Origin of the sequence: Streptomyces sp. NPDC005576 (genome assembly GCF_042871745.1) — a bacterium.
Taxonomy (GTDB): Bacteria; Actinomycetota; Actinomycetes; order Streptomycetales; family Streptomycetaceae; genus Streptomyces.
Genome location: NZ_JBIAJC010000005.1, coordinates 311,478 through 333,381, shown reverse-complemented (window position 1 = coordinate 333,381; position 21,904 = coordinate 311,478). Strand labels below are relative to the sequence as shown.

Annotated in this window: 9 protein-coding genes; 5 read left to right on the top strand and 4 right to left on the bottom strand. The window is 72.8% G+C overall.

Features of this window, described 5'->3' with window-relative positions; all coding sequences use genetic code 11:
* Positions 1-47 precede the first annotated feature (47 nt).
* Complete coding sequence (locus ACFYPN_RS11545) at positions 48-1,031, bottom strand: hypothetical protein (protein WP_358762508.1); 984 nt, start codon at positions 1,029-1,031, stop codon at positions 48-50.
* 262 nt (positions 1,032-1,293) lie between these two features.
* Here ACFYPN_RS11545 and ACFYPN_RS11540 point away from each other — a divergent pair, with 262 nt between their 5' ends.
* From ACFYPN_RS11540 to ACFYPN_RS11530, 3 genes are all read left to right on the top strand, one after another.
* On the top strand, positions 1,294-1,824 hold the full coding sequence (locus ACFYPN_RS11540; RefSeq protein ID WP_389297933.1) for a sigma-70 family RNA polymerase sigma factor: 531 nt from the start codon (positions 1,294-1,296) through the stop codon (positions 1,822-1,824).
* Entirely contained in the window at positions 1,821-3,458 is a 1,638-nt protein-coding gene (locus tag ACFYPN_RS11535) for a hypothetical protein (RefSeq protein WP_389297816.1), read from the top strand. The genes ACFYPN_RS11540 and ACFYPN_RS11535 overlap by 4 nt, the downstream gene beginning before the upstream one ends.
* Positions 3,459-3,642: 184 nt before the next feature.
* Entirely contained in the window at positions 3,643-8,235 is a 4,593-nt protein-coding gene (locus ACFYPN_RS11530; RefSeq protein WP_389297814.1) for an FtsK/SpoIIIE domain-containing protein, read from the top strand.
* Positions 8,236-8,306: 71 nt separating this feature from the next.
* Here ACFYPN_RS11530 and ACFYPN_RS11525 read toward each other — a convergent pair whose 3' ends face one another.
* The 3 genes from ACFYPN_RS11525 to ACFYPN_RS11515 all read right to left on the bottom strand — a co-directional run bounded on the left by ACFYPN_RS11525 (position 8,307) and on the right by ACFYPN_RS11515 (position 10,092).
* Entirely contained in the window at positions 8,307-8,642 is a 336-nt protein-coding gene (locus ACFYPN_RS11525; RefSeq protein ID WP_266712146.1) for a hypothetical protein, read from the bottom strand.
* Between the two features lie 111 nt (positions 8,643-8,753).
* On the bottom strand, positions 8,754-9,065 hold the full coding sequence (locus tag ACFYPN_RS11520; protein ID WP_266712148.1) for a hypothetical protein: 312 nt from the start codon (positions 9,063-9,065) through the stop codon (positions 8,754-8,756).
* Positions 9,066-9,129: 64 nt separating this feature from the next.
* A complete protein-coding gene (locus tag ACFYPN_RS11515) occupies positions 9,130-10,092 on the bottom strand; it encodes a serine/arginine repetitive matrix protein 2 (RefSeq protein ID WP_358762500.1) in 963 nt (320 codons plus the stop codon).
* Between the two features lie 162 nt (positions 10,093-10,254).
* On the opposite strand from ACFYPN_RS11515, the gene ACFYPN_RS11510 reads away from it, so the two are divergent.
* Both ACFYPN_RS11510 and ACFYPN_RS11505 read left to right on the top strand, forming a co-directional pair.
* Positions 10,255-18,906, top strand: a complete 8,652-nt coding sequence (locus ACFYPN_RS11510) for a hypothetical protein (RefSeq protein WP_389297811.1) — start codon at positions 10,255-10,257, stop codon at positions 18,904-18,906.
* On the top strand, positions 18,903-21,599 hold the full coding sequence (locus tag ACFYPN_RS11505) for a right-handed parallel beta-helix repeat-containing protein (RefSeq protein ID WP_389297809.1): 2,697 nt from the start codon (positions 18,903-18,905) through the stop codon (positions 21,597-21,599). Before ACFYPN_RS11510 ends, ACFYPN_RS11505 begins: the two co-directional genes overlap by 4 nt.
* The last annotated feature ends 305 nt before the right edge of the window (positions 21,600-21,904 follow it).

Genomic DNA, 21,904 nt, shown 5'->3' with positions numbered 1-21,904 from the left:
GACGCGGGGCCGCCGTACTCGCACCGGCGGCCCCGCGCACCCTGACCTCACACCGTGAAACGGACGGCTTCCAGCCAGGAGTCGTTGTTCAGGGTGCCGCCGAATATGTAGTTGCCGCCGGCCTGCCCGAGCGGCTTGTCGCAGGCGAGGCCGCCCCAGCCCGAGCGCACCCGGGCGGTCTGGCAGACCGCGCCGTCACCGACGTTGATGACGAAGCCGAGCATGTAGGGGTAGTTCTTGGCCGTGCTGCCGATGTAGTTGTCGTTGCCGTCGGCCACACCGTTCCAGGGCGTCTTCCACTCGTCGTTGTGTACGAAGGCGTTGCCGGCGGTGCCCTTCGTACCGGACACCGCGATGTTGAGGGCCTTGATCTTCTTTCCCGTGATGCCGGTCGTACCGCCGTCGCACACCACGCTCTGCCAGCCGCGGCCCTCGACGTAGGCGCGGTAGCAGATGTGCCGACCGGGCTGCCGGGCCGCGAGGCGCGACACGGTCACGGCCGCGGTCTCCGGCACGGAGGCGAGGGCGGCCTTGGGTGCGGCCGTGGACGGCTTCGGGGTGGCGGCCACCGTCTTCTGCGGGGAGGGTGCGGCGGGCGCGGCGGGCGCGGCCGGCAGCGCGGGCTGGTAGGCCTGCGCGGGGGCGGCGGGCAGCGGCGCCGCCTTCGGGGTGGGGGAGACCTTCGGGGTGGGGGAGGCCGTCGGGGTGGGAGACGCCTTCGGGGTGGGGGAGAGGACGAGGGCCGGGGGCGGCGGGAGTGCGCGGGCGGCCGCCGCTTCCTGGCTGTCGCCGAGGTCGCCGGCTCCGGCGCCGTCACCGGCGAGCGCGGCGGTGAGCGCGAGTGGCACCGCCACCGCCGCGGCCGTCCATCCCAGGGTGATCCAGACGCGGCGTCCGGGGGCCATGCCCCGGGGCCCGCGGACCCGTCGGCGGCGGAAGGTGTCGGCGAAGTCCGGCCCGGCCGGCGACGGCGCGTCCAGGGACTTCCGGGATTCCAGGGGCTGCTTGGAGTTCTCGGACTGCGAGTTCATGGCGTGCTTGGCTCCAGTCGACGGTCGCGGAGCGGGCATGAGCGGATCGGTCCCCCGCTGTCGGGATGTCCGCCGGCCGGGGGTCGGCCCGGGACGCCACCCTAACGCGGGTTTGTAGCAGCGAGTTTCGAGATCCGCAATCTTCTGAGCTTTTACTGAGCATCAACGGCCGTCTTAAGATCTACGTTGACTGAACGTCACCGTGAACAGAAAGAACATGAAAGGGCATTCCCCCGTGCCCTTGATTCTCCGCCCCCGGGCGATGTGGAGCGAAACAGTGATTGATGCTCACGGCACATCAGATTCGTCCTCTCGTCCTGCCTCGGCCGAGCGCCACCGGGCGCTGCTCATGAGGTTCGCGAACCGGCTCACCCAAGACCCCTACCGGGCCGAGGACATCGTCCAGGAGACCCTCCTGCGCGCCTGGAACCGGCCGCCGGCCACCGTGCCGGCCGACGACGACGAGCGGCTGCTCGCCTGGCTGTACACGGTGGCCCGCAACCTGGCCATCGACATGCACCGGCGCGACCGCGCCGTGCCCGTGGGCGCGTTGCCGCAGCAGCTGCTGAGCCGCCCCGGAGAGTGCGACCTGGCGGAGCGGGTGGTCGACCGGCACGTGGTGCGCAAGGCGCTGGCCCGGCTGTCGCAGGAGCACCGCGAGGTGGTCGTGCGCGTCCACCTCTGCGACCGGCCCCGGGACGAGACCGCCCGCGAGATAGGGATACCCCCGGGAACGGTCAAGTCCCGTACGCACTACGCCCTGCGGGCCCTGCGCAGAGAGCTGGCCGCGTGAACGGCGTCGACCCGGTCCGCTGGATCTCCGACCACCGGGACGGCATCATCCGGTGGATCGTCGTGGTGTGCGTGGCCCTCCTGCTGTTCCTGCTGGTCCGGCACTTCGCCATGAAGCTGGGCGGCTGGAAGACGGCCGGCCGCCGTGTGGCGCGCGAGATCGCCCTCACCGGCGCGGCGTTCGCCTCCCCGGCGCGGGCCTGGCTGCGCTACCGCCGGGTGCTGCGCACCCTGGTGCGGCGGCTCCGCTCTCCCGACAGCTGGCACGACGCCGAACGGGCCCTCGCCGCGGCGCGGCTCGCGGCCGCGCCCGCCGTGCCGTACGCGGTCCTCGTCGACGACGGGGCGGTCACCGTCCTGCTGGCCGGGCGGGGGGTCCCCCGGGCGCCGGAACCCTGGGTCGAAGAGGCCGACGAGAACCATCCGGTGCGCTGGACGGCCCTGCGGTCGGACCTCCCCGCCGTGGTGCCGGAGGCGGGGCTGAACCGGCCCGTCGTGGTGGCGATCGGTGCCGAGGACGGGTCCGCCGGCCGGTGTGCCTTCCTGGACCTGGCGACCGGACCGCCGACCCTGGCACTCGACGGGGACGAGCGGGCCCGCGCGGCTCTGCTGCCCACTCTCGCGGCCCAGGTGGGCCGGCGGCTGCCGGCCGGGCAGACGGTGGTGGCCGAAGGCGTGCTGCGCGGCTTCCCGGGCGAACCGGTGCGCGAGGCGTACCGCAGGGCCCGGGACATCCCGCCCCGGCTGGGAACGCCGCCGTTCCTGGCGGCGCGCGAGCTGCCGGACCCGCTGCCGCCCGAGATGGCGGGGCCCCCGGAAGCGGTCCCGGCGCTGCGGGTGCTCGTCCTGGGCTCCGGACGCGGGTACGTACGGCGGCTCCACGCCGACCGGTACGGGCAGCTCTCGCTCCCCGGAACGCCGTTGCTGCTGCTGGCGCACGCCCTGCCGCGCGCGGTCTCCCGCACCCTGAAGCGGATTCCGCCGGTGCATCCGCCCGCCCCCTCGGCGGACGGGGTACGGCCGCTCTTCGAGGAGGAGGACGAGGCCGTCGCCGCGGTGCTGACCGAGTCCGACCCGGACGAGGGTGTGCCGACCGCCGCCCCCGCCGCCCGGGAGAAGCGGCGCGCCGTGCCGAAGACCGGCGGGGCGTCGGCCGGGTCCACCCCCGTCCCGGCCGACGTCCCGCTGCCCCCCTCGCTGCCCGAATCGCGGCCCACCCTTCGGCCCGCCCCGCAGCCGGGGACGCAGGCCGCCGCCGGCCCGGCGGCGCACCTGTCGCCCGGGACTCCGACAGGCCCCGGCCCGGAACCCGCGCACCCTCCCGTGCCCGCACCGGAACCCGCGTTGGCACCGGAACTCGCGCCGGCACCGGAACTCGCGCCCGGCGGGTCTCGGCGCCCCCCGGAGCCCGGCGCCGACGGCCCGGAACCGCCCGTCATCTGGGCCGGCTCCGACCCCGACCCGGGAGGCTGGTCCGGGCTGGTCGGCGGCCCCGGCGGACCGGACGGGCCCCACGGACCGGCGGAATCTCCCGGACCGGGCGGCCGCGCACGGAACGGGCCGGGCGGGGAGCCCGGTGACGAGCCCGATCCGGATGCCGGGGTGCCCGCCGCCCCGCCCCCACGACACCGCTGAAAGCCACCGCCAAGGGCTGTCCCGCGCTTCCCGGCGGGTGCGCGACGACAGCTACGGCACCTCGCCGCGTTGCCGGAACGTCCCCGTACATCCCGTATGCGGACGCCCCTCCGCCGTGCGATGCACCACATCCGACGCCGCGGACTGATCCACCACGAAGTGCGGGACAACCCTTAGGAGTGCCGTGAGACTCACCCTCTCCACCGTCGACGCCCGGGGCCACCGCGCGGACCACATGCTCGACCTCCCCGAGGGCGCCGACCTCGCCTCCCTCGGCGAGGCCCTGGGAGCCCGCGAGCTGTACCTGGGGAGCAGTCCGCTCCACCCGGACCTCCCCGTCCGGGGCAGCGGACTGCGCGAGGGCTCGGTGGTCGGCCTCGGCATCCCGGTGCCCTCCCCGGCAGGGGCCTCCGAGGCATGGCGACCGCCCGCGTCCGACCCGGCCCTCGTCGAGATCCGTCACGTCGGCGGCCCCGGCGCGGGCCGGGTCTGGCGGCTCGGCCCCGGTGACCACGAGGCCGGTACCGACCGCGGCTGCGTACTCCGCCTCGACGGCGGCGGAGCGCCCGCCCAGGGCACCTGGATCACCGTGGGCACCGACGGGCGGGTGACCCTGCGGCTCGGCCCCGGCGCGGACGCCGACTGCGGGCTGCGCAGCCTCACCCCGCCCCCGCCGGTCGACCCGACCACCGGCACCCCGCTCACCACCGAGGAGCCCGCCGGTCCGCAGGACGGCGGCCCCGGCGGTCACACGCCGGAGCCCGCACCGCCGGGCCCCGACGGCCACCCCGTCCCGCCGCCGCCCCCTCCCGTCGGGAAGCTGCCGGTGCCGGACGACGGCTCCGTCGAGTGGCCCCCGTACGCCGACCTCTCCTTCGGCGACCACCTGCTGCGCCTGAGCCCGCCGTTCGAGGCGGACGCGGCCGTGAACCGGGCCGCCGACGGCGTGGGCATCGAGTACAACCGGCCGCCGCGGATCGTCCCGCACCTGGACACCGAGTCGATGTCCATGCAGGGCCCGCCCGCCGACAACACCAAGCGGCCCTTCCCGTTCCTGATGATGATCTCGCCGCTGGTCATGGGCCTGGTCATGATGTTCCTCTTCCGCAGCCTCTACTTCGTCGTCTTCATCCTGCTGACGCCGCTGATGGCCGTCGGCAACTGGGTCTCCGGCCGGCGCACCGGCCGCAAGCAGTACGAGGAGAACCTCCGGATCTACCTGGTCCGCCGCTCCTGGACGGAGCTGGAGATGCGGCAGGCGACCATCGACGAGCGGAAGCTGCGGGCCGACACCTTCCCCGACCCGGCCTCCGTGCTGCTCACCGCCTCCGGGCCCGGCAAGGGGCTGTGGCAGCGGCGGCGCCGCGACCCCGACCACCTCACCCTGCGCGTCGGCACCCTGACCCGGCCCTCGCTCAAACGCATCGACGACGGCGCCCGGGACGCCAACCACCGCCAGGTGCACTGGCGGATCGCCGACGCTCCCTTCGGCATCGAACTGGCCGAACACGGGGTCGTCGGCATCAGCGGTCCCGGCGCCGCGCCGCGCACCCTGGCCGCCTGGGCCGTCGCCCAGGCGGCCGTCCTGCACAGCCCCCGCGACCTGCGGATCGTCGTCCTCACCGACCGCGAGCACGCGGAGGCATGGAACTGGGTGCGCTGGCTCCCGCACCTGCGCTCCACCCGTCCCGGCGCCGCGGTCGTCAGCCTCGGCAATGACCCGGAGAGCACCGCGCACCGGGTGAACGAGCTGATCGGCGAGATCCAGAACCGCTCGGACAACAACACCTCCGCCCTGAGCCGCTCGCTCCAGCGGGAACCCGACATCATGGTCGTCCTGGACGGTGCACGCCGGCTCCGCGACGTCCCGGGCGTGGTCCACCTGCTCACCGCCGGGCCTGCCGCCCGGGTGTTCAGCCTCTGCGTCGACGAGCGCGAGCGGCTGCTCCCCGAGGAGTGCACGGCCGTCGTCACCACCACCGGCAACCGGCTGACCGTCCGTACCTCCGGCGTGCCGGCCGTGGAGGACGTCCGGGCCGACCAGGTCGACGCAGAGTGGTGCGAGGAGGTCGGGCGTGCCCTCGCGCCGCTGCGCGACGTCACCGTCGACAGCGACTCCGGGCTGCCGGAGGACGTCCAGCTGCTGCCGCTGATCGGCCACGAGCCACCGGACCCGGCCGCCTTCGTCCGGGCGTGGGCCCGCCGGCCCGCCACCAGCTCCTTCGTGGTGGGCTCCGGATACGACGGCCCGCTCACCATCGACCTGGTCCGCGACGGGCCGCACGGCCTGATCGGCGGCACCACCGGCTCCGGCAAGTCCGAGCTGCTCCAGACCATGATCGCCTCGCTGGCCGCCGGCAACCGGCCCGACGAACTCGCCTTCGTCCTGGTCGACTACAAGGGCGGCAGCGCCTTCCGCGAATGCGACCGGCTGCCGCACACCCTCGGCATGATCACCGACCTGGACGGGCACCTGGTCCGCCGGGCCCTGGCCTCGCTCGACGCCGAGCTGCGGCGCCGGGAGATCCTGCTCAACGAGGTGGAGGCCAAGGACCACACGGAGTACCGGGCCAAGCGGTCCCGTGACCCGAGGCTTCCCGCGCTGCCCCGCCTGCTCATCATCATCGACGAGTTCGCCACCGTGGTGCGCGAACTCCCCGAGTTCGTACCCGGCTTGATCAGCCTGGCGCAGCGCGGCCGTTCGCTGGGCCTGCACCTGGTCCTCGCCACCCAGCGGCCCGGCGGATCGGTGAGCAACGAGATCCGCGCCAACACCAACCTGCGGATCTCCCTGCGGGTCACCGACCGCTCCGAGAGCCAGGACATCATCGACGCCCCGGACGCCGCCGGCATCTCGGCGAACCACCCCGGCCGGGCCCTGGTCCGGCGCGGTTCGGCCGCCCCGGTGCCCTTCCAGACGGCCTACGTGGGCGCCGAGCGCGGAGGCGCCGCCCCCGACCCGGCGGCCGTCCCCGACCGTCCGCTCCGGCCGATCCGGAGTTCCGAACTGACCTGGCAGCGCCTGGGCCGGCCCCCGGCCCTGCCCGAACACCCCGACGACGACCCGGACGCCATGCCGGGACCCGCCCCGGAGGAGCTCCCCACCGACCTGAAGGCCCTGGTCGACAGCCTGATCGAGGCCACTGAGCGGCTGGAGGACTTCACCCGGCAGCCCAGGCCCTGGCTGCCGCCCCTGGACGAGCACATCGCCCTGGAGGAGCTGCCCGCACCCCCGGAGCCCGCGGAGGGCGAGCTCCCGGCGGTCCCGTACGCACTCCTCGACATCCCCTCGCTCCAGCAGCGGCGCCTCGGCGCCATCCAGTGGTCCGCCTTCGGGCACCTCTACGTCATCGGCGCCCCGCGCTCGGGCCGCACCCAGGTGCTGCGCACCATCGCCGGCTCCACCGCGCTGTGCATCGACAGCAGTGACCTGCACATGTACGCGATCGACGCGGCCGGTGGCGGCCTCGCGGCGCTGGAGGCCCTGCCGCACTGCGGGGGCGTGGTCTCCCGCCACGACACCGAGCGGATGGAGCGGCTGATCAACCGCCTGGTCGCGGAGTTGACGATTCGTCAGCGGCTACTCTCCCAGCACGACTGCGCGGGCATCAACGAACTGCGCGCCAAACTCTCCGCGGCCAGGCGCCCCGCGCACCTGGTCCTCTTCATCGACGGCTGGGACGCGCTGAGCCAGCTCCTCGACGACTACGACGGCGGGCGGGTCTACTCCGACGTGGTACGGCTGCTCCGCGAGGGCGTCGCGGCGGGCATCCACGTCATCGCCACCTCCGAGCGCGTCCTGCTCGGGGGCCGTCTGGCCGCGCACAACGACAAGCGCCTCGTGCTCCGGCAGACCGACCCCAGCGACTACAACGTCGTCGGCATGGGCCGGGACCGGGTCCCCTCCCACGTGGCACCGGGCCGCGGCTGGCACGCCCCGGGCGGCATCGAGGCGCAGATCGCGCTGCTGCCGACCGTCTCGCCCGAGCGGCCCGACCAGGGTGACGCGCTGCGCGCCATCGGTAAGCAGGCATGGGCGCGGGAGAGCGAAGTGCCGGAGCAGAAGCGGCCGTTCAAGATCGGCGAGATGCCCACCCTGATCGGCTTCCAGGAAGCCGTCGACCAGGTCCCCAAGGCCCGACTGCGCCCGCTCTGGGCGCTGATGGGCGTGGGCGGCGACGCGGTCGGACCGATCGGCTACGACTTCCAGGAGGGCGGCGGCTCCTTCGTCGTCGCCGGTCCGCCGCGCACCGGCCGCAGCACCGCGCTCGCCGCGATGGCGGTCTCCCTGCTGCTCGGCGGCACCCGACTGATCGTGATCACCCCACGCGAGTCGCAGCTGCGCCGCCTCGCCGCGCACGACCTGGCCCACGTGTTCCGCGAGGCGGACCCCTCGAACGAGGCGCTCACCGAGGCGCTGAACGCCGTCGCGGGACAGCCGGTGGTGGTGGTCGTGGACGACGCGGACCTGCTGCTGGCGGCGGACGCCGACCGCACCCTGCGGCAGGTGGCCACGTCCGGGCGGGACCACATGCAGGGCCTGCTGCTGGCCGGCCTGCCGGAGTCGATGCACTCGCTGGGCTGGGTGGGTACGGCCCGCCGGGCCCGGCGCGGGCTGCTCCTCGGCCCCAAGAGCCCCGGCGAGGGCGACCTCATCGGGTCCCGCATCTCCGGCGACCAGATCCGTACACAGCTGGGGGCCGGACGCGGCTGGACGGCGGGCGAGAACGGCAACGCCATCGCCGTACAGGTGCCGCTGACGGTCCTGGACGCCTGAGGACCGCGTCGGTTTTCGAAGGGCCGGGCCACCTGGCCCGGCCCTTCGCCGTACGTCTCACCCGGGGAGCGTCACTTCTGCGCGGCGGCCTCGGCCTGCGCCTTCTTGATCTCCTCGACGATCTGCGAGTCGGACTGCCCCATCGACTCGGCGATCTTCTTGAAGTTGTCCGCGTACGAGGCGATGTTGGCCGCGGAGGTCTTCATCTGCTTGCTGAACTCGTTGTAGGCGTCCCGCATGACGGGGCTCGCCTTCTCGAAGACCAGGCCGTTCTGGAGCAGACCGCTGACGGTCCCCTCCAGCGAGGTCAGCTCGTTCGATATGTCCGTGAGCTTGTTGCCCATGGTGGTACAGCCGCTGAAGATCTCGTCGTAGTCGAATACGACATCGTCATTGCCGACAGGCATCCTGACAGCCCCTTCTGTTGAGTGTCCCTGCGTCGTACGAGGCGCTGGGCCGTGTCCGACCATTCCCGCCGGGCGGGCGGCAATGGTTGGTCGGACACGTCCCAGGCACGGTCAGTTGCCGCTGCTGTTGACCTTCTCGGCCAGGTCGGCGTCCATGCCCTGGACCGACTCCTTGATCGCCTGGAACTGCTTGGCGTAGCCCTTGATGGACTCCGTCGCCTGCGTCAGGGCGGTGTTGAACTTCTCGTACTGCTGCTGGAGTGCGGGGCTGCTCTTCTCCAGGACGAGGAAGGTGGACAGCAGACTGTCCACCTCCTTCTTGGCCTCCGTCATCCGGGGCACCAGGGTGACGTCGACGCTGGTGTTGAGCATCCCGGCCACCCGGTCGATCTCGGAGTAGGAAAGGCGGATGTTGGCTACCACGAGTGGTTCTCCCTCTGTCGGTCGGAGCTTCGGTAGGTGCTGCCGGCGGATCCGCGGTGCGCGGTCAGCCGTAGTAGGTGTACGAGTCGTCCTCCTCCTCGACGACCTCCTCCCACTCGGCGGTGGGGCCCGAGCGCGTGTACTGGGTGGTCTCGTCGTCCTGGACGACCTTCATCGTCCCGGAGCCGTCGTCGTTGATCACGACCGTCGAGGTGCTGGTCTTGCCGTCGCCGCCGGTGGTGGTCACCGTGTAGTCGCGGGTGTCGTACGGCTTGCCGTCGCCGGGCGGGTCCACCATCTTCGGCGCGCCCTGCTCGTAGGTGGTGGACGTGGTGAACGTCTGCCCGTTGGTCTTGACGGTGGACGTCTCCGTGATGACGTTGTTGTCCTTGTCGAGGACCAGATCGACGTCGACGGAGCCGGTCGTCGTCTCGGAGTGGTAGTGGGTCGGCGGGGTGTCCGGCGGCTTGGGCGGCGCGTCGCCGGGCTTCAACGGCGGGTCGTCCGCAGTGAGCCACCCCTGGCACCAGCCCGGTGCGTCATCGGCGGTGCAGACCATGCGGATGCTCGCGTCCGGGTTCTTCTCGAAGTAGTCGGAAGCACCGATGCTCTTCAGGAAGTCGTCCCACTCCTTCTTGTCCTGCACCCAGTCGTCGTAGGCCTCCTTCTTGTTCTTCCAGTCCTCCAGCCCGATCGACTTGCCCATGACCCCGGCGCTGCCGCTGATCTGGGAGTCGGCGTCGAAGAACACGTCGGAGACGCTCTTGAAGAGGTCGGCCAGTTCGTTCAGGCCGTCCTTGGCCTTTCCCTGGCGCCTCTTCGAGAAGGAGTAGAAGTAGTTGAACTCCGCCGACAGATTCGCGTTCCCGAGGATCCTGCGGCGCTCGCTGGACTTCGCGTCGCCCAGGCTCTGGTAGGAGCCCTCGCCGGCACCCGCTCCCGCCTGGGACGCCATGTCACGGAGCTTCGACTGAACCTCGTGGAGCATCCCGTAGTCGATGGCGAAGTCCGAGGTGATGTCGGCCACGGCCACCTCCTTCCTGCTCGTACCTTGCTTCGACCACGCTCCGGACTCCGCTTCGGTTCAACCGGGTCGCACATTGCACGGCGGACGCCTTGAACCTGACGGGTGGCCGGTGCGTGGTCGGGATGAGGACTCGACGCCGGACGACGGAGGGGGTGGCCGGGCATGGCCCGTCCCACTGACTGGAGTGCGCTGGGACTGTCCGAGGACCCGACTCCGGGTGATCCCGACGAGCTCGACCGGGTCATCGTCTCGCAGTACACGCTGATCGAGCTGGCACGGACCATCGACAGCGGGCTGGCGGAGGTCTCCAACAAGGCGTCCGAGGCGTTCAAGGGCAAGACCGCCGACGCCCTGCGCGGCAAGATCGACGGCCGGATCCGGGGCTTCGTCACCACCTTCAAGACCGCCCACGAAGACGTCCGCACCGCCCTGCTCACCTACGTCGGAGTGATGCGCGCCCAACAGCGGATCGCCGACGACGCGCTGACCGCGGCGGCGGCCCTGCCGGAGGACGACACCGAGGGCCGCGAAGCCCACAAGGCGACGGCGAAGTCCGCCGGGGACACCATGGAGACCGCGGCCGACACCGCGGCCACCGCCATCGCGACAGCCGCGGAGTCGATCTCCTCGCCGGTGGACGAGTGCGAGGACCTGTGGAAGGCCCTGACCTGGATCGCGATCATCCTGATCATCCCCGCGATCCTCGTCGGTGGCCCGATCGCCCTGCTGGCGTTCGGCCTGAACCTCGCCATCATGATCAAGACGGCGATCGACTTCTCCCGCGGCGACGCCAGTCTGACCGAGCTCCTCCTGTCGATCGTGGGAGTGCTCGCGCCGACCACCAAGGGCCTGAACGTGGGCCAGGCGTGGAAATCCATCAAGGGATTCGGCGCACAGGGCATCAAGGGCACCAAGAACCTGGTCCTGGGCGGCCCGAACTCCCTCGGCCTCTTCACGCGGCTGGGCCTGGGCATCGACGACACGTTCGGTGCCACGAGCTCCTGGCTCAAGGGCGGTCTGGGCGACGCGATCAAGTTCAACAAGATCAAGGGGCTGGAGGGCGTCACCCTCCTGGGGGGCGGCTCCGGCAAGGGCTTCCAGTTCTTCCCGCTCGGCGTGCAGCTCGGTGTCATCAACACCATCGGCGCCAAGGGCTTCTTCGGGCTGCACAGCGTGATCGTCGGCCTGAACGGCATCAAGATGGGCGCCGGAGCGATCGCCAACGGCCTCTCCGGTGTCAAGGGGCTGCGGCTCTTCCTGCCGGTGGCCGCCGACGAGATGGGCCAGGGCCTCTTCCTGGCCTTCAAGATCGGCTTCATCGACCGCGGCATCTTCGGCATGTACAAGTACGGGGCCTTCGTCAACGGTTCCTTCATCGGCGCCGGCAGCAAGGCATCCGGGGTCGGCGCGGGCGTCTCCAACTTCTTCGACGCCGGCAACGGTGCCGGCATGGGCCTGGTCAAGGCGGGTGACTTCCACTTCGCCCCCGGGACCTTCGGCAACATCGGCGGACCCGGCGGGCTCTCCGCCCCCGGCGGCCTCGTACCGCCCGGCCGGTTCGCCGCACCACCCCCCGGCATCTCCCTGACGATGCCGGCCGACCTCTCGATCCACCTCGGGGAACAGGGCGGCTTCGCCAACCTCGGCCAGATCAACCTGCCCTCCATCGACGCCCGCATCGCCGATCTCCCCTCCCTGGGAATGACCGGCGACCAGGCGCTGCCCACCCTCGGCGCCGTCACCCGGATCGACCTGCCCGGCGGCCTCGCGGGCCTGCCCAGCCTCGAGAACCTCCCGCAGACGATGCCGGCCCTCGGCCAGGTCAACATCCCGCACCTCGGCTTCTCGCCGACGCAGATGCCGTCGATGACGCTGGGCACCCCGTCCGTCGACGGCAACCTCGCGGGCCTGCCCAGTCTCGAAAGCCTCCCGCAGACGATGCCGGCCCTCGGCCAGGTCAACATCCCGCACCTCGGCTTCTCGCCGACGCAGATGCCGTCGATGACGGTGGGCACCCCGTCCGTCGACGGCAACCTCGCCGGGCTCGGCCAGGTCACGGTCAACGCCCCCTCGCTGCCCGCGCTCGGACACATCAACGTGCCCTCCCTGGGCACGGCCGGTGCGGGCCACCTCGGCCTCATCCGTACCGACATGCCGTCGGTCCACGCGCAGATCGTGGACCTCCCGTCGGTGGGCAGCACCGGCGGCCCGCTGGGGCAGGTCCAGCTCGGCAGCGTGAACGTGGCGTCGCTCGGCCTGAGCACGCCCCACTTCTCCGCGACGCAGATCAACACCGCGCCGGGCGGCGACTTCGCCTCCCCGAACCTGAGCCCCGCCTTCGGCGACGCCGCCGCCCCGCACGCCGACACCCACCTCGGCCAGATCGAGCTGCCCGGCACCGGCACGGTCCTGGGCCACACCGACCTGCCGAACGTGAACCTGGGTACGGGACACGTGGAGACCCCGAACGCGCACACCGGCCTGATCGATACGGACCTGCCCACCAGCCACACCGGGGCCGTGCAGCTGCCGGGGCTCGGCCAGACCGACCTGACGCTCTCCGTCCCGCCGCCCACCGCGCACCTGGCCCCCGGCGCCCTCTCCACCCCGGGCATCAACGGCAGGCTCGTGGACATCCCGACCGTCCTGCCCGGCAACGGCTCGCTGATCACCACGCCGAACACCGCACCCCTGCTCAACAGCTCGGCCCTCACCCCGCCGAGCAGCCAGTTCTTCGCCGGTCTGATCGCGGCGATGAACCGCGAGCCCCTCACCGTCTTCATGGCCCCGCACGTCACCTACGACTTCCACCACACCTTCACCCACCTCCCCCAGATGCCCGCCGGTGTCCAGGTCCAGGTCACCCCCGGCACGGCCGGGCAGTTGGTGGACGTCCACGTGACCACCCCGGCCGGCACACCGGGGTCGGTGACCGCCACCCACGTCCCCGTGAACGGCCAGGACGTGCTGCGCGTCGAGCACACCCAGCTGGACGGGACGATCCAGCGCCTCGACTTCGAGTTGAGCGCCGCCAACGACCACCAGCTGCTCGACAGCCGGACCATCACCCCCGCCCACGTCACCGGCGACGGCATCGAGATGGAGACCTTCCGCCCGGACACCGGCGCCGACTCCTCGGGGGCCGGGAGCACCGGGGCCGGGGGAGTCGCGGGCGGGAGCGCCGGCGGCATCGTCGCGCCGCTGCCCGCCCCCGTCGTGCACGTGGTGCCGCTACCGGGTCTGACGGGCACCAACGTCACCATCCGGACCGATGCCACCGGCCAGATCGTGCACGCCCGTCCCGTCGCCGGGGGCACGCCGGTCACCGTCCAGCACCTCGTCGGGAGCGGTCCCGGCGGCGGCGACGTCGTACGCGTCGAGCAGACCGTCATCGCGGGCGCCGAGATCCGCCGCTGGGACTTCACCGCCGACCACACCGGTAACCGGCTCGTCGCCGACGAGCGGATCTTCCCGCTCAACGACGGCGCCCTGGGCGGCGGCGTCATCAGTGTCGACCTCGCGGCCGGGGTCCCCACCGTCCGTCACCTGGACAGCACCGGCGCCCTGCGGACCACCGGCGGGCGGCCCATCCAGATCAGCCCGACCTCCCTCAACATCCCCTCCACCCACGGCTTCCACCTCTACGACCCCACCACCGGCCGGCAGACCCACACCGGTCTCACCCTGGTCGACGCCCACGGCGCCCCCACCCCCCTGCACGTGCTCACCCCGCACACCCCGGCCGCCGGCGGGGCCGCGGCGCCGCTCCAGCTCACCGGCGCCGACGGGGCGACCCAGCTCGGTACGGTCACCGTCCCCGCCCACGGGGGCGGCGTGTTCCACGTACGGCCCACACCCGCGCCGGGCGCCGCGGCCGTCCCGCACCTCAGCGTCCACCGGGCCGACGGCACCTTCTCCCACCACGCCCTGCCGGTCCCGTCCGTCACCCCGGCCGGGGGAGCGGGCCCGGCCTTCGTCCGCCTCCCGGACAGCGCCGGCGGGCTGCCCTCGCTCGTCCACGCGGACGGTACGGGCGTCGCCGGGGCCACCGTCCACCCGCAGGGCGTCAACGGCTCGCTCGGCTTCCGTATCGACCAGAACGGTCAGCACCTCGTCGTCAGCCCGGCCGGTCTGCACACCCACAGCGTGGTCTCCCTCCAGGGGCCGGGCGTCCCGGCCACCGGCCAGTTCGTGTTCAGCCCTCCCGGCACTCCCCACCTGCCCCTCGCGCGCCTGCACGACCAGGGCGGCGCCCCCGGCGCCCAGGTGGCATGGGTGGACGGCACGTACCACGTGGCCCTGGGCGGGAACCAGTTCTCCGTCCACACCCCGGCCGGCGCCTACGCGCACCAGGCCCTCGCCGTGGGCGGCCTGACCGTCGCCCCGCCCGGCGGCACCTTCCTGCGGGCCGACCCGGCCAACCCGGGCGGCTCCCTGCTGACGCGGGGCGACGGCACACCCGTCCCCGGCGCCACGGTCCACCCCCAGGTGGGCGGGGACTTCCGCATCACCCACAACAACCAGCACATCACCGTCAGCCCCACCGGCGCCCACACCCACGACACCGTCGCCCTCCAGGGCCCGGGGGCCGGCCAGTACGTGTTCACCCCGGTCGCCACCCCGAACGTCCCGGTCGGGCACCCGCGGGCCGGCAACGGGGCCGTCGACACCACGGTCACCGTCCAGCGGACCGGCGGCGAGTTCCGGCTCACCGACGGCCACGGCACCGTGAACGTGTTCGACCCCGCGACCGGCGCCCACCTCCGCACCGACGTCCCCGTCAGCGGCGGCACGGCGCTCGACGGCCACTTCGTCCGGACCGACGCGGCCGGGGCCGTCACCGTCGTACGTGCCGACCTCAGCGCCGCCCCCGGCCTGCGGGCCACCCCGCAGCCGGGCACGGCGGGCGGCGGCTTCCGCCTCGACCAGGGCGGCACGCATCTGGTGGTCGACCCCCGGGGCGCGCACACCCACACCGCCGTCGAGCTCCGGGCCCCCGGCGCCGCGGGCGGAACCGGACAGTACGTCTTCCACCCCGCGGCGGGCGGCGGCGCGGCCCCGCACCCGCAGGTCAAGGACGGTACCGGCGCCGACCTGCCGGACACCGTCACCGCCCGCCCGGACGGCGACCTCCAGGTCACCGGCGCCGGGACGATCCGCGTCCACGACGCCACCGACGGGGCCTTCCGGTTCAGCCTCTTCCGCCTCGTCGACGCGGCCGGCGCCCACCTGCCGGAGACCGTACGGGTGTACGGAGCGGGCGGTATCCGCTTCCTGGACCAGCACGAGAACGTGATCGACGGGTCCGTGGTCACCGTCCGGCCGGGCGGCGGGTTCCGGGTCGAGAAGGCGACCGGCGAGTTCGACCTGTACAACGCCGGCGGACGCCTGGACTTCCGGGCCGTCCCGGTCGCGGGCGGCACCCCCCACGCCCTCACCGTCACCCCGACGGGCGGCACCGCCTTCACCGTCGTCCCGCTCGGCGACGCCGTGAAGCTCACCGACGCGAGCCTGTCCCGGTTCGTCGACATCACCGCGGGCGCTCCGCGGGTCCTCGACGGCCACCTCACCGTCGTGCCGGGCCACACCGTGGCCCCCACGGCGGCCGGCGGCTGGCGCGTCGACCCGCCGGGCAACCTCCGGCTCGGCGAGTTCACGGAGTACGCCGCCGACGGCACGCTCACCCTCCAGCGGATCAACATCGTCACCCAGGGGCGGATCAAGGCCAACAACCACCTGGAGCTCTACCACGTGGCCACCGGCGGCGCCGGCGGGAACCCGGCCGGCACCTGGAAGCTGATCCGTACCGACGGCGCGGGCGTCCCGCTCCCCGGGGTGGGCGGCAAGTGGTTCGGACACGGCCTGATCACCGCGAAGGGCATCCCGCAGGGCCGCATCCACCTCACCACCCACTCCGGCGTCACCGTCTTCGAGTCGCGGCCGCTGCCCGGCGGCAACACCCTCCACTCCTTCCACTCCAGCGCCAGCGCCGAGGTCTCCACCTTCTCGATGGGCAACCAGCGCGGTGAATGGCACGAGATCGACCCGCAGGGCACGCTCGTGCGCAACGGCCGGCGGCACTGGGGCGAGAGCGGACGCAGCTGGTGGGACTCGACCGGCACCAGCGGGGTCGACCGGGTCCTGCACTTCCAGCAGCTCCCGGACGGCGGCCACGTCCTGGGAACCCTCGACCGCAACGTGATCACCCAGAGCGCGGGCAGTGGAACCTGGTTCCGCTTCGACGCCGACTTCAAGTTGATCGCCCAGGGCACCCGCGCCTACGGTCCGGGCCTCGGCCGCGGCTTCACCGACACGATGGACCACCCGCTCACCGGCGAGAACCTCGTCGTCCACGAGAAGTTCGGCCGTTTCCAGACCGACCCCCACGACGTACGCAGGCTCTTCCAGCGGGAGATGGGCGCCGACGGGGTGCCCAAGACCACCTCGGTGTCGCTCTCCGCACCCGGCAAGGAGATCGACAGCCTCCGGCAGCTGGAGAACAACGGCGGCTACCTGGAAGTCCGGAGGGTGGCCGAGCAGCGCCCGCCGAACTGGTTCCGCTACCTCATCAGCAGCGAATACCGCACGACGGACCTGAGCCCGTTCCCCTGGCTGAAGGCCGACAACCTGCCGCAGCTCAACGAATGGCGGGTCCGGCCCACGCCCGGCGGGCCCGTCGGCGACCACGGCATCCGGCTGCTCACCCAGAACGCCGCCATCACCGACATCTCCAGCACCGGGCAACTCGTACGCGAGACCCGCAAGCTGTTCCACGGCAACGACCTGACCGTCGGCAACGTCAAGGTGCCGGACGGCCCCACGGGGGCGCCGGTACACATCCCCGCCCAGTACCTGCCCTGGTCGGAGGGGGTGGGCAACCTGCAGGGGCACCGCACCTTCCACCACGCCGACTTCCAGGCCCCGCCCGGGACGGGTGTGAACGTCAACCAGGTCATCTGGCACGACCGGTTCACCACCAACCTGGGCGACGGCGACTGGTTCAGCCCCAACGCCGCCAAGCAGTGGCAGATCGCGCGCACCGGCCTGAACGACGGCACGGTGATCGAGTACCGGCCGAACCCGGCGGTCCGCGCCGGCGCCGCGGCGGGCGACGGGGGCGCCACCTTCCGGCAGAACTTCCACATGAACCAAGGTGACTGGACGCGCTACGACCACCACGGCTTCGTCGTGGCCCGCTCCGACACCTGGCCCGGCGTCCAGGGCAGCCCCGACCTGCGGATCACCGCCCACGGCCCGGCCACCGGGACCATGACCTGGGTCGACGCCAACAACCCCCACATCAGCGGCGTCCGCCTCACCGCCCACGGCCGCGACATCAACCACTACGGCTGGGACCGCGAGTCGTACCAGGACTTCGGCGCCGACAAACGCATGATCCGCGACCACCGCCTCCTCGCCGACGGCACCACCGTCGACTCCTGGCGCGTCAGCCGCGACGCCGCAGGCAACGAGGTCTGGCACTGGAACAAGATCGACGCCCACGGCAACATCCAGGTCTTCGGCAGCGGTGCCGGCGACCAGGTCCGCCACTGGTTCGACGCCCGGGGCAACCCCCTCCCCGGCTGGGCGGAGGGCGCCCGCTGGTCCGAACACGTCACCAGCCTCGGCAACATGAAGGTCCAGGAGGTCCCCGCCAGGCCCAGCGCCGGCGCCTTCCAGAACACCTTCGGCGACGCCCCCTTCCGCGTCCGCGAGTACGTCGCGAACCCGGGCGACACCTTCAACGCCCACGCGTGGAAGGAGTTCGACGGCGGCACGGTCGTCCGCCAGAAGAAGGAACTGCTCGACGGGAAATTCCTGGAGAGCGAGAGCTGGCAGAAGCACTGGCGCCTCTACGCGCCGAACGGCACCAACCTCCTCGCCGAGCGGTCCATCTCCGGCTGGATCTACGAGACCAACGCCTTCGGCCAGCTGAAACTGGTCGGCCGGGAGACCAACTTCATCGACTGGGCCAACCAGTACCGCGGCTACAACCGCATGTGGAAGGACGCCAACCGCTGGGAGTTCGGCGCCAGCGTCGGCGGCGAGTCCGTCTACCGGCCCTACCTCACCAAGGCGATGCAGCAGATCGCCCTCGACGCGGGACACGAGTTCATCGTCGACTTCGTCCTCAGCCTGACCGTGCTCGGCATCGCCGCCCTGGTCACCGGGGCGAAGTTCACCGCGACCGACCTCGCCAAGGCCGCCTTCGGCGCCATGATGGGCTCCGTCGTCAAGAGCTTCGTCTCCGGCCTGCACCACGCGGCCGGGCGCGGCACCCCGTGGAAGAACGGCTGGGGCCACGTCGACTACGGCTACGCCTACCAGCGCCACCCCAGCGACGACGACTGGGGCGGCGAGTGGGCGGGCCACGACAAGGTCACCCGCTGGCGCGGCGGCACCTACGACTTCGGCGTCGGGGTCGCCACCGGCGTCCTCGGCGGATTCGCCTCCGGAGCCGCCTCCGCCTCGGTCTTCGGCGTGAAGACCGCGAGCGGTCAGCTGATCCACCTCTCCAAGGCGGACGCCGCCATCGCCGGTCTGATCAGCTCGGTCGGCGGCACCCTCGGCGGGCTCACCATCGGCGCGGCCCGCAGCATGATCCACCTCAACCTGGCCGGCCGCTGGTACCACCGCGCCGGCATGGTCGACATCTACGTGGCGCCGGCCCTCGGAAAGCTCATCGACAAGTCCTTCTCGGCCTTCTTCATGGGTGGTGCCGTCCGGGACTGGTTCCAGCCGAGCTGGTACCTGGACGGCGTGCCGGGCGGTCAGCCCAACGTCGACAACCTTCCGCAAGGAGCAGGCACATGACGACCACCACCGCCGGCACCCCACCGCTGCGCGTGGCGGCCAAGGGGTGGGGCGGTCACCGCACCATCGCCTCCGCCCTCGCCGCCGCCCCCGCCGGGGCCGTGATCACCATCGCCCCCGGTGTCTACACCGAGTCCCTGCGCCTGGAGCGACGGGTGCTGCTGGAGCCGGAGTACGGCTCCGGGACCGTCCACCTGCGCTCCCCCGGCGGCCCCGTGCTCGACGTCGCCGCCCCCGGGTGCGAGGTGTACGGGCTCGAACTGCGCGGCAGCGATCCCGCCGAACCCGCCGTGCGGGTCGCCGACGCGGCCGGCCTGACCCTCGCCGAGTGCGACCTCGGCAGGGGCCGGATCGACGTGCTCGGCTCCCGGGACGGCACCGGAGCCGCCGCGAACTCCGCCCTCACCTTCGCCGACACCCTGTCCCGGGCGCTGCGCGACCCGGTCGGCGGCGGGGTGCTGCTGGTACGCGGCAGCCGGCTGCACGATGCCCGGCACGCCGCCGTCCACCTCGAAGGGGACGCCCGGGCCCGGCTGGTGGACACCGCCATCGACACCGTCGACGGGCTCGGAGTGGCTCTCGGTGGCAGCGCCGTAGTGCTCGCCGAGCGGCTGCGCGTCAGCGGTACCGCCGGCTCCTCGCTGCGCGCCCGCGGCTCCTCCCGGGTACTGCTGCGCGACAGCCGCCTCAGCGGCCCCGGCCGCCACGGCCTGCTCATCGAGGACGAGGCCGAGGGCCTCCTGGAGGACTGCCGGATCAGCGGTCCCGCCCGGGCCGCCGTCCAGGCCGGTGGCTCGGCCACGGTGGGCCTGGCCGACTGCCGTCTCGCCGGCGCCGGGACCGACGCGCTGGCCGTGGGGGGAGCGGCCCAGCTCACCGTCCACGGCTGCTGGCTCCTGGACTCGGCCGGCCACGGCGTCCTGGTGACCGGCGAGGCGGTGGTCCTGGCCGGGGACACCCTGATCGCGCGCAGCGGAGCGGCCGCCGTACGCGTCTCCGAGCTGGCCCGGGCATCCCTGAACGGCTGCCGGATCGGCGTCACCGGGGAGCACGGGCTGACCGTCACCGACGCCGCCCACGCCGAGGTGGCCGACACCACGCTCTCGGACGCGGCCGTGGCCGGGGTGCACACCGACGGAAGGGCCCGCCTGGAGCTGACCGGCGGCCGGATCGAGCGGGGCGAGACCGGGCTGCGGCTGCGTTCCACGGCCGAGGCATCGGTACGGGGCACCACCGTGAGCGGCCCCAGCAAGGCGGGTGTGGAACTCGGCCCGCACGCCCGTACCACCCTGGAGGGCGTACGGATCGGAGCCACCGGCAGCGCCGGCGTGGTCCTCGCCGCCGGGGCCCGGCTCGCCATGGAGGGGTGCACCATCGAGGCCCCCGGCGGGAGCGGGATGGTCGTCTCGGCCGGCGCCGAGCCCGAGGTGAGCGGCCTGCGGATCGACCGGGCCGCGAAGAACGGCATCCTGTTCGGGCCCGGCGCGGGCGGCGCCTTCGAATACTGCGACCTGACCGGCGGCACCTTCCCCGCCCTGCACATCGGCGCGAAGGCCGACCCCCGCTTCACCGGCTGCCGGGTCCTGGACTGCGGCCAGGACGTCGCCCTGGCCGACGAGGCCGCTCCCGTCTTCGAGGACTGCGTCTCGATCCGCGTCAAGAGCCCCCTCCTGCCGGGGGTCACCGCCACCGGACCCGCTCCGGGCGCCCCGCCCAAGAAGCCCGCTGCCCCGGGCGGGGCCGCAGGAGGACCGGGGTCCCCGGCCGGCGCCCGTCCCGCCGCCGGAGGCACCGCAGTGGCCGGCGGCACCTTCGCCTCCCTCTCCGATCTCTCCGAACTCGGCGAGCCCGAACCGGAGCCGGAGACCCTGGAGGAGCTGCTCGCCGAACTGGACGAGCTGGTCGGGCTCGACGGGGTCAAGCAGAACGTCGGCGGCATGGTCAAGCTGATGCAGACCGTACGGCTGCGCCAGCAGGCGGGGCTCCCCGCGCCGCCGCTCAGCCGCCACCTGGTCTTCGCCGGAAACCCCGGCACCGGCAAGACCACCGTGGCCCGCCTCTACGGCAGGCTGCTGAAGGCCCTCGGCCTGCTGGAGCGCGGGCACCTGGTGGAGGTCGACCGCAGCGCCCTGGTCGGCGAGTACGTGGGCCACACCGGTCCAAAGACCACCGAGTCCTTCAACCGGGCCCGCGGCGGCGTCCTCTTCATCGACGAGGCGTACGCGCTGGTCCCGGCCGGGGTCTCCAACGACTTCGGCCTGGAGGCGGTGGCCACCCTGGTCAAGCTCATGGAGGACCACCGCGACGAGGTCGTCGTCATCGCCGCCGGCTACCCCGGCGACATGGAACGCTTCGTCTCCTCCAACCCGGGCCTCGCCTCCCGCTTCACCCGCAGCCTCGTCTTCGCCGACTACAGCTCCACCGAGCTGGTCCGCATCGTGGAGCACCACGCGCAGCGCCACCGCTACGAGCTGAGCGACGGTGCCCGCGGAGCGCTCGGCCGGTACTTCGACGGCGTCCCGCGTGACGCCCGCTTCGGCAACGGCCGTACCGCCCGACAGGTCTTCCAGGCCATGACGGAGCGGCAAGCGATGCGGATCACCGAGCTGACCTCCCCGGTGGAGGCCCAGCTGGTGGTCCTCGACGAACAGGACATGCCCGAGCTGGTCCCGCCGGTGCCGCCGACCGTCTGAGGGAGGGGCGCGGGAGCGGGCGTACGCGTGAAGTGGCGTGGGCCGCACCGCTGTTCGGGCCGTGGGCCGGCCAGGAGCGGGCGGCGGCCACCCCCGCACCCCGGCGGGGAGCCGCAGGGGTGCCGCAGGGGTACCGGGGGTGGTCCAGCGGGGTGCTCCGGGCAGCGCAGTACGTTGTACGAGGGGAGTGCTCGGCCGCAGGGGGCCGAGCCCGGTCCGGTACGGCTCCATCACCGTCGCCGTCGGCCGTCCCGTCGCACTCTTCGTCGCGCGTCGCCCCCCTCGCACCACCACGTTCGGAAGGC

Bases quoted from the DNA above. Each gene is read 5' to 3' on its own strand.
- ACFYPN_RS11545 (WP_358762508.1), bottom strand. From the start codon at position 1,031: ATGAACTCGCAGTCCGAGAACTCCAAGCAGCCCCTGGAATCCCGGAAG.
- ACFYPN_RS11540 (WP_389297933.1), top strand. From the start codon at position 1,294: ATGTGGAGCGAAACAGTGATTGATGCTCACGGCACATCAGATTCGTCC.
- ACFYPN_RS11525 (WP_266712146.1), bottom strand. From the start codon at position 8,642: ATGCCTGTCGGCAATGACGATGTCGTATTCGACTACGACGAGATCTTC.
- ACFYPN_RS11510 (WP_389297811.1), top strand. From the start codon at position 10,255: ATGGCCCGTCCCACTGACTGGAGTGCGCTGGGACTGTCCGAGGACCCG.
- ACFYPN_RS11505 (WP_389297809.1), top strand. From the start codon at position 18,903: ATGACGACCACCACCGCCGGCACCCCACCGCTGCGCGTGGCGGCCAAG.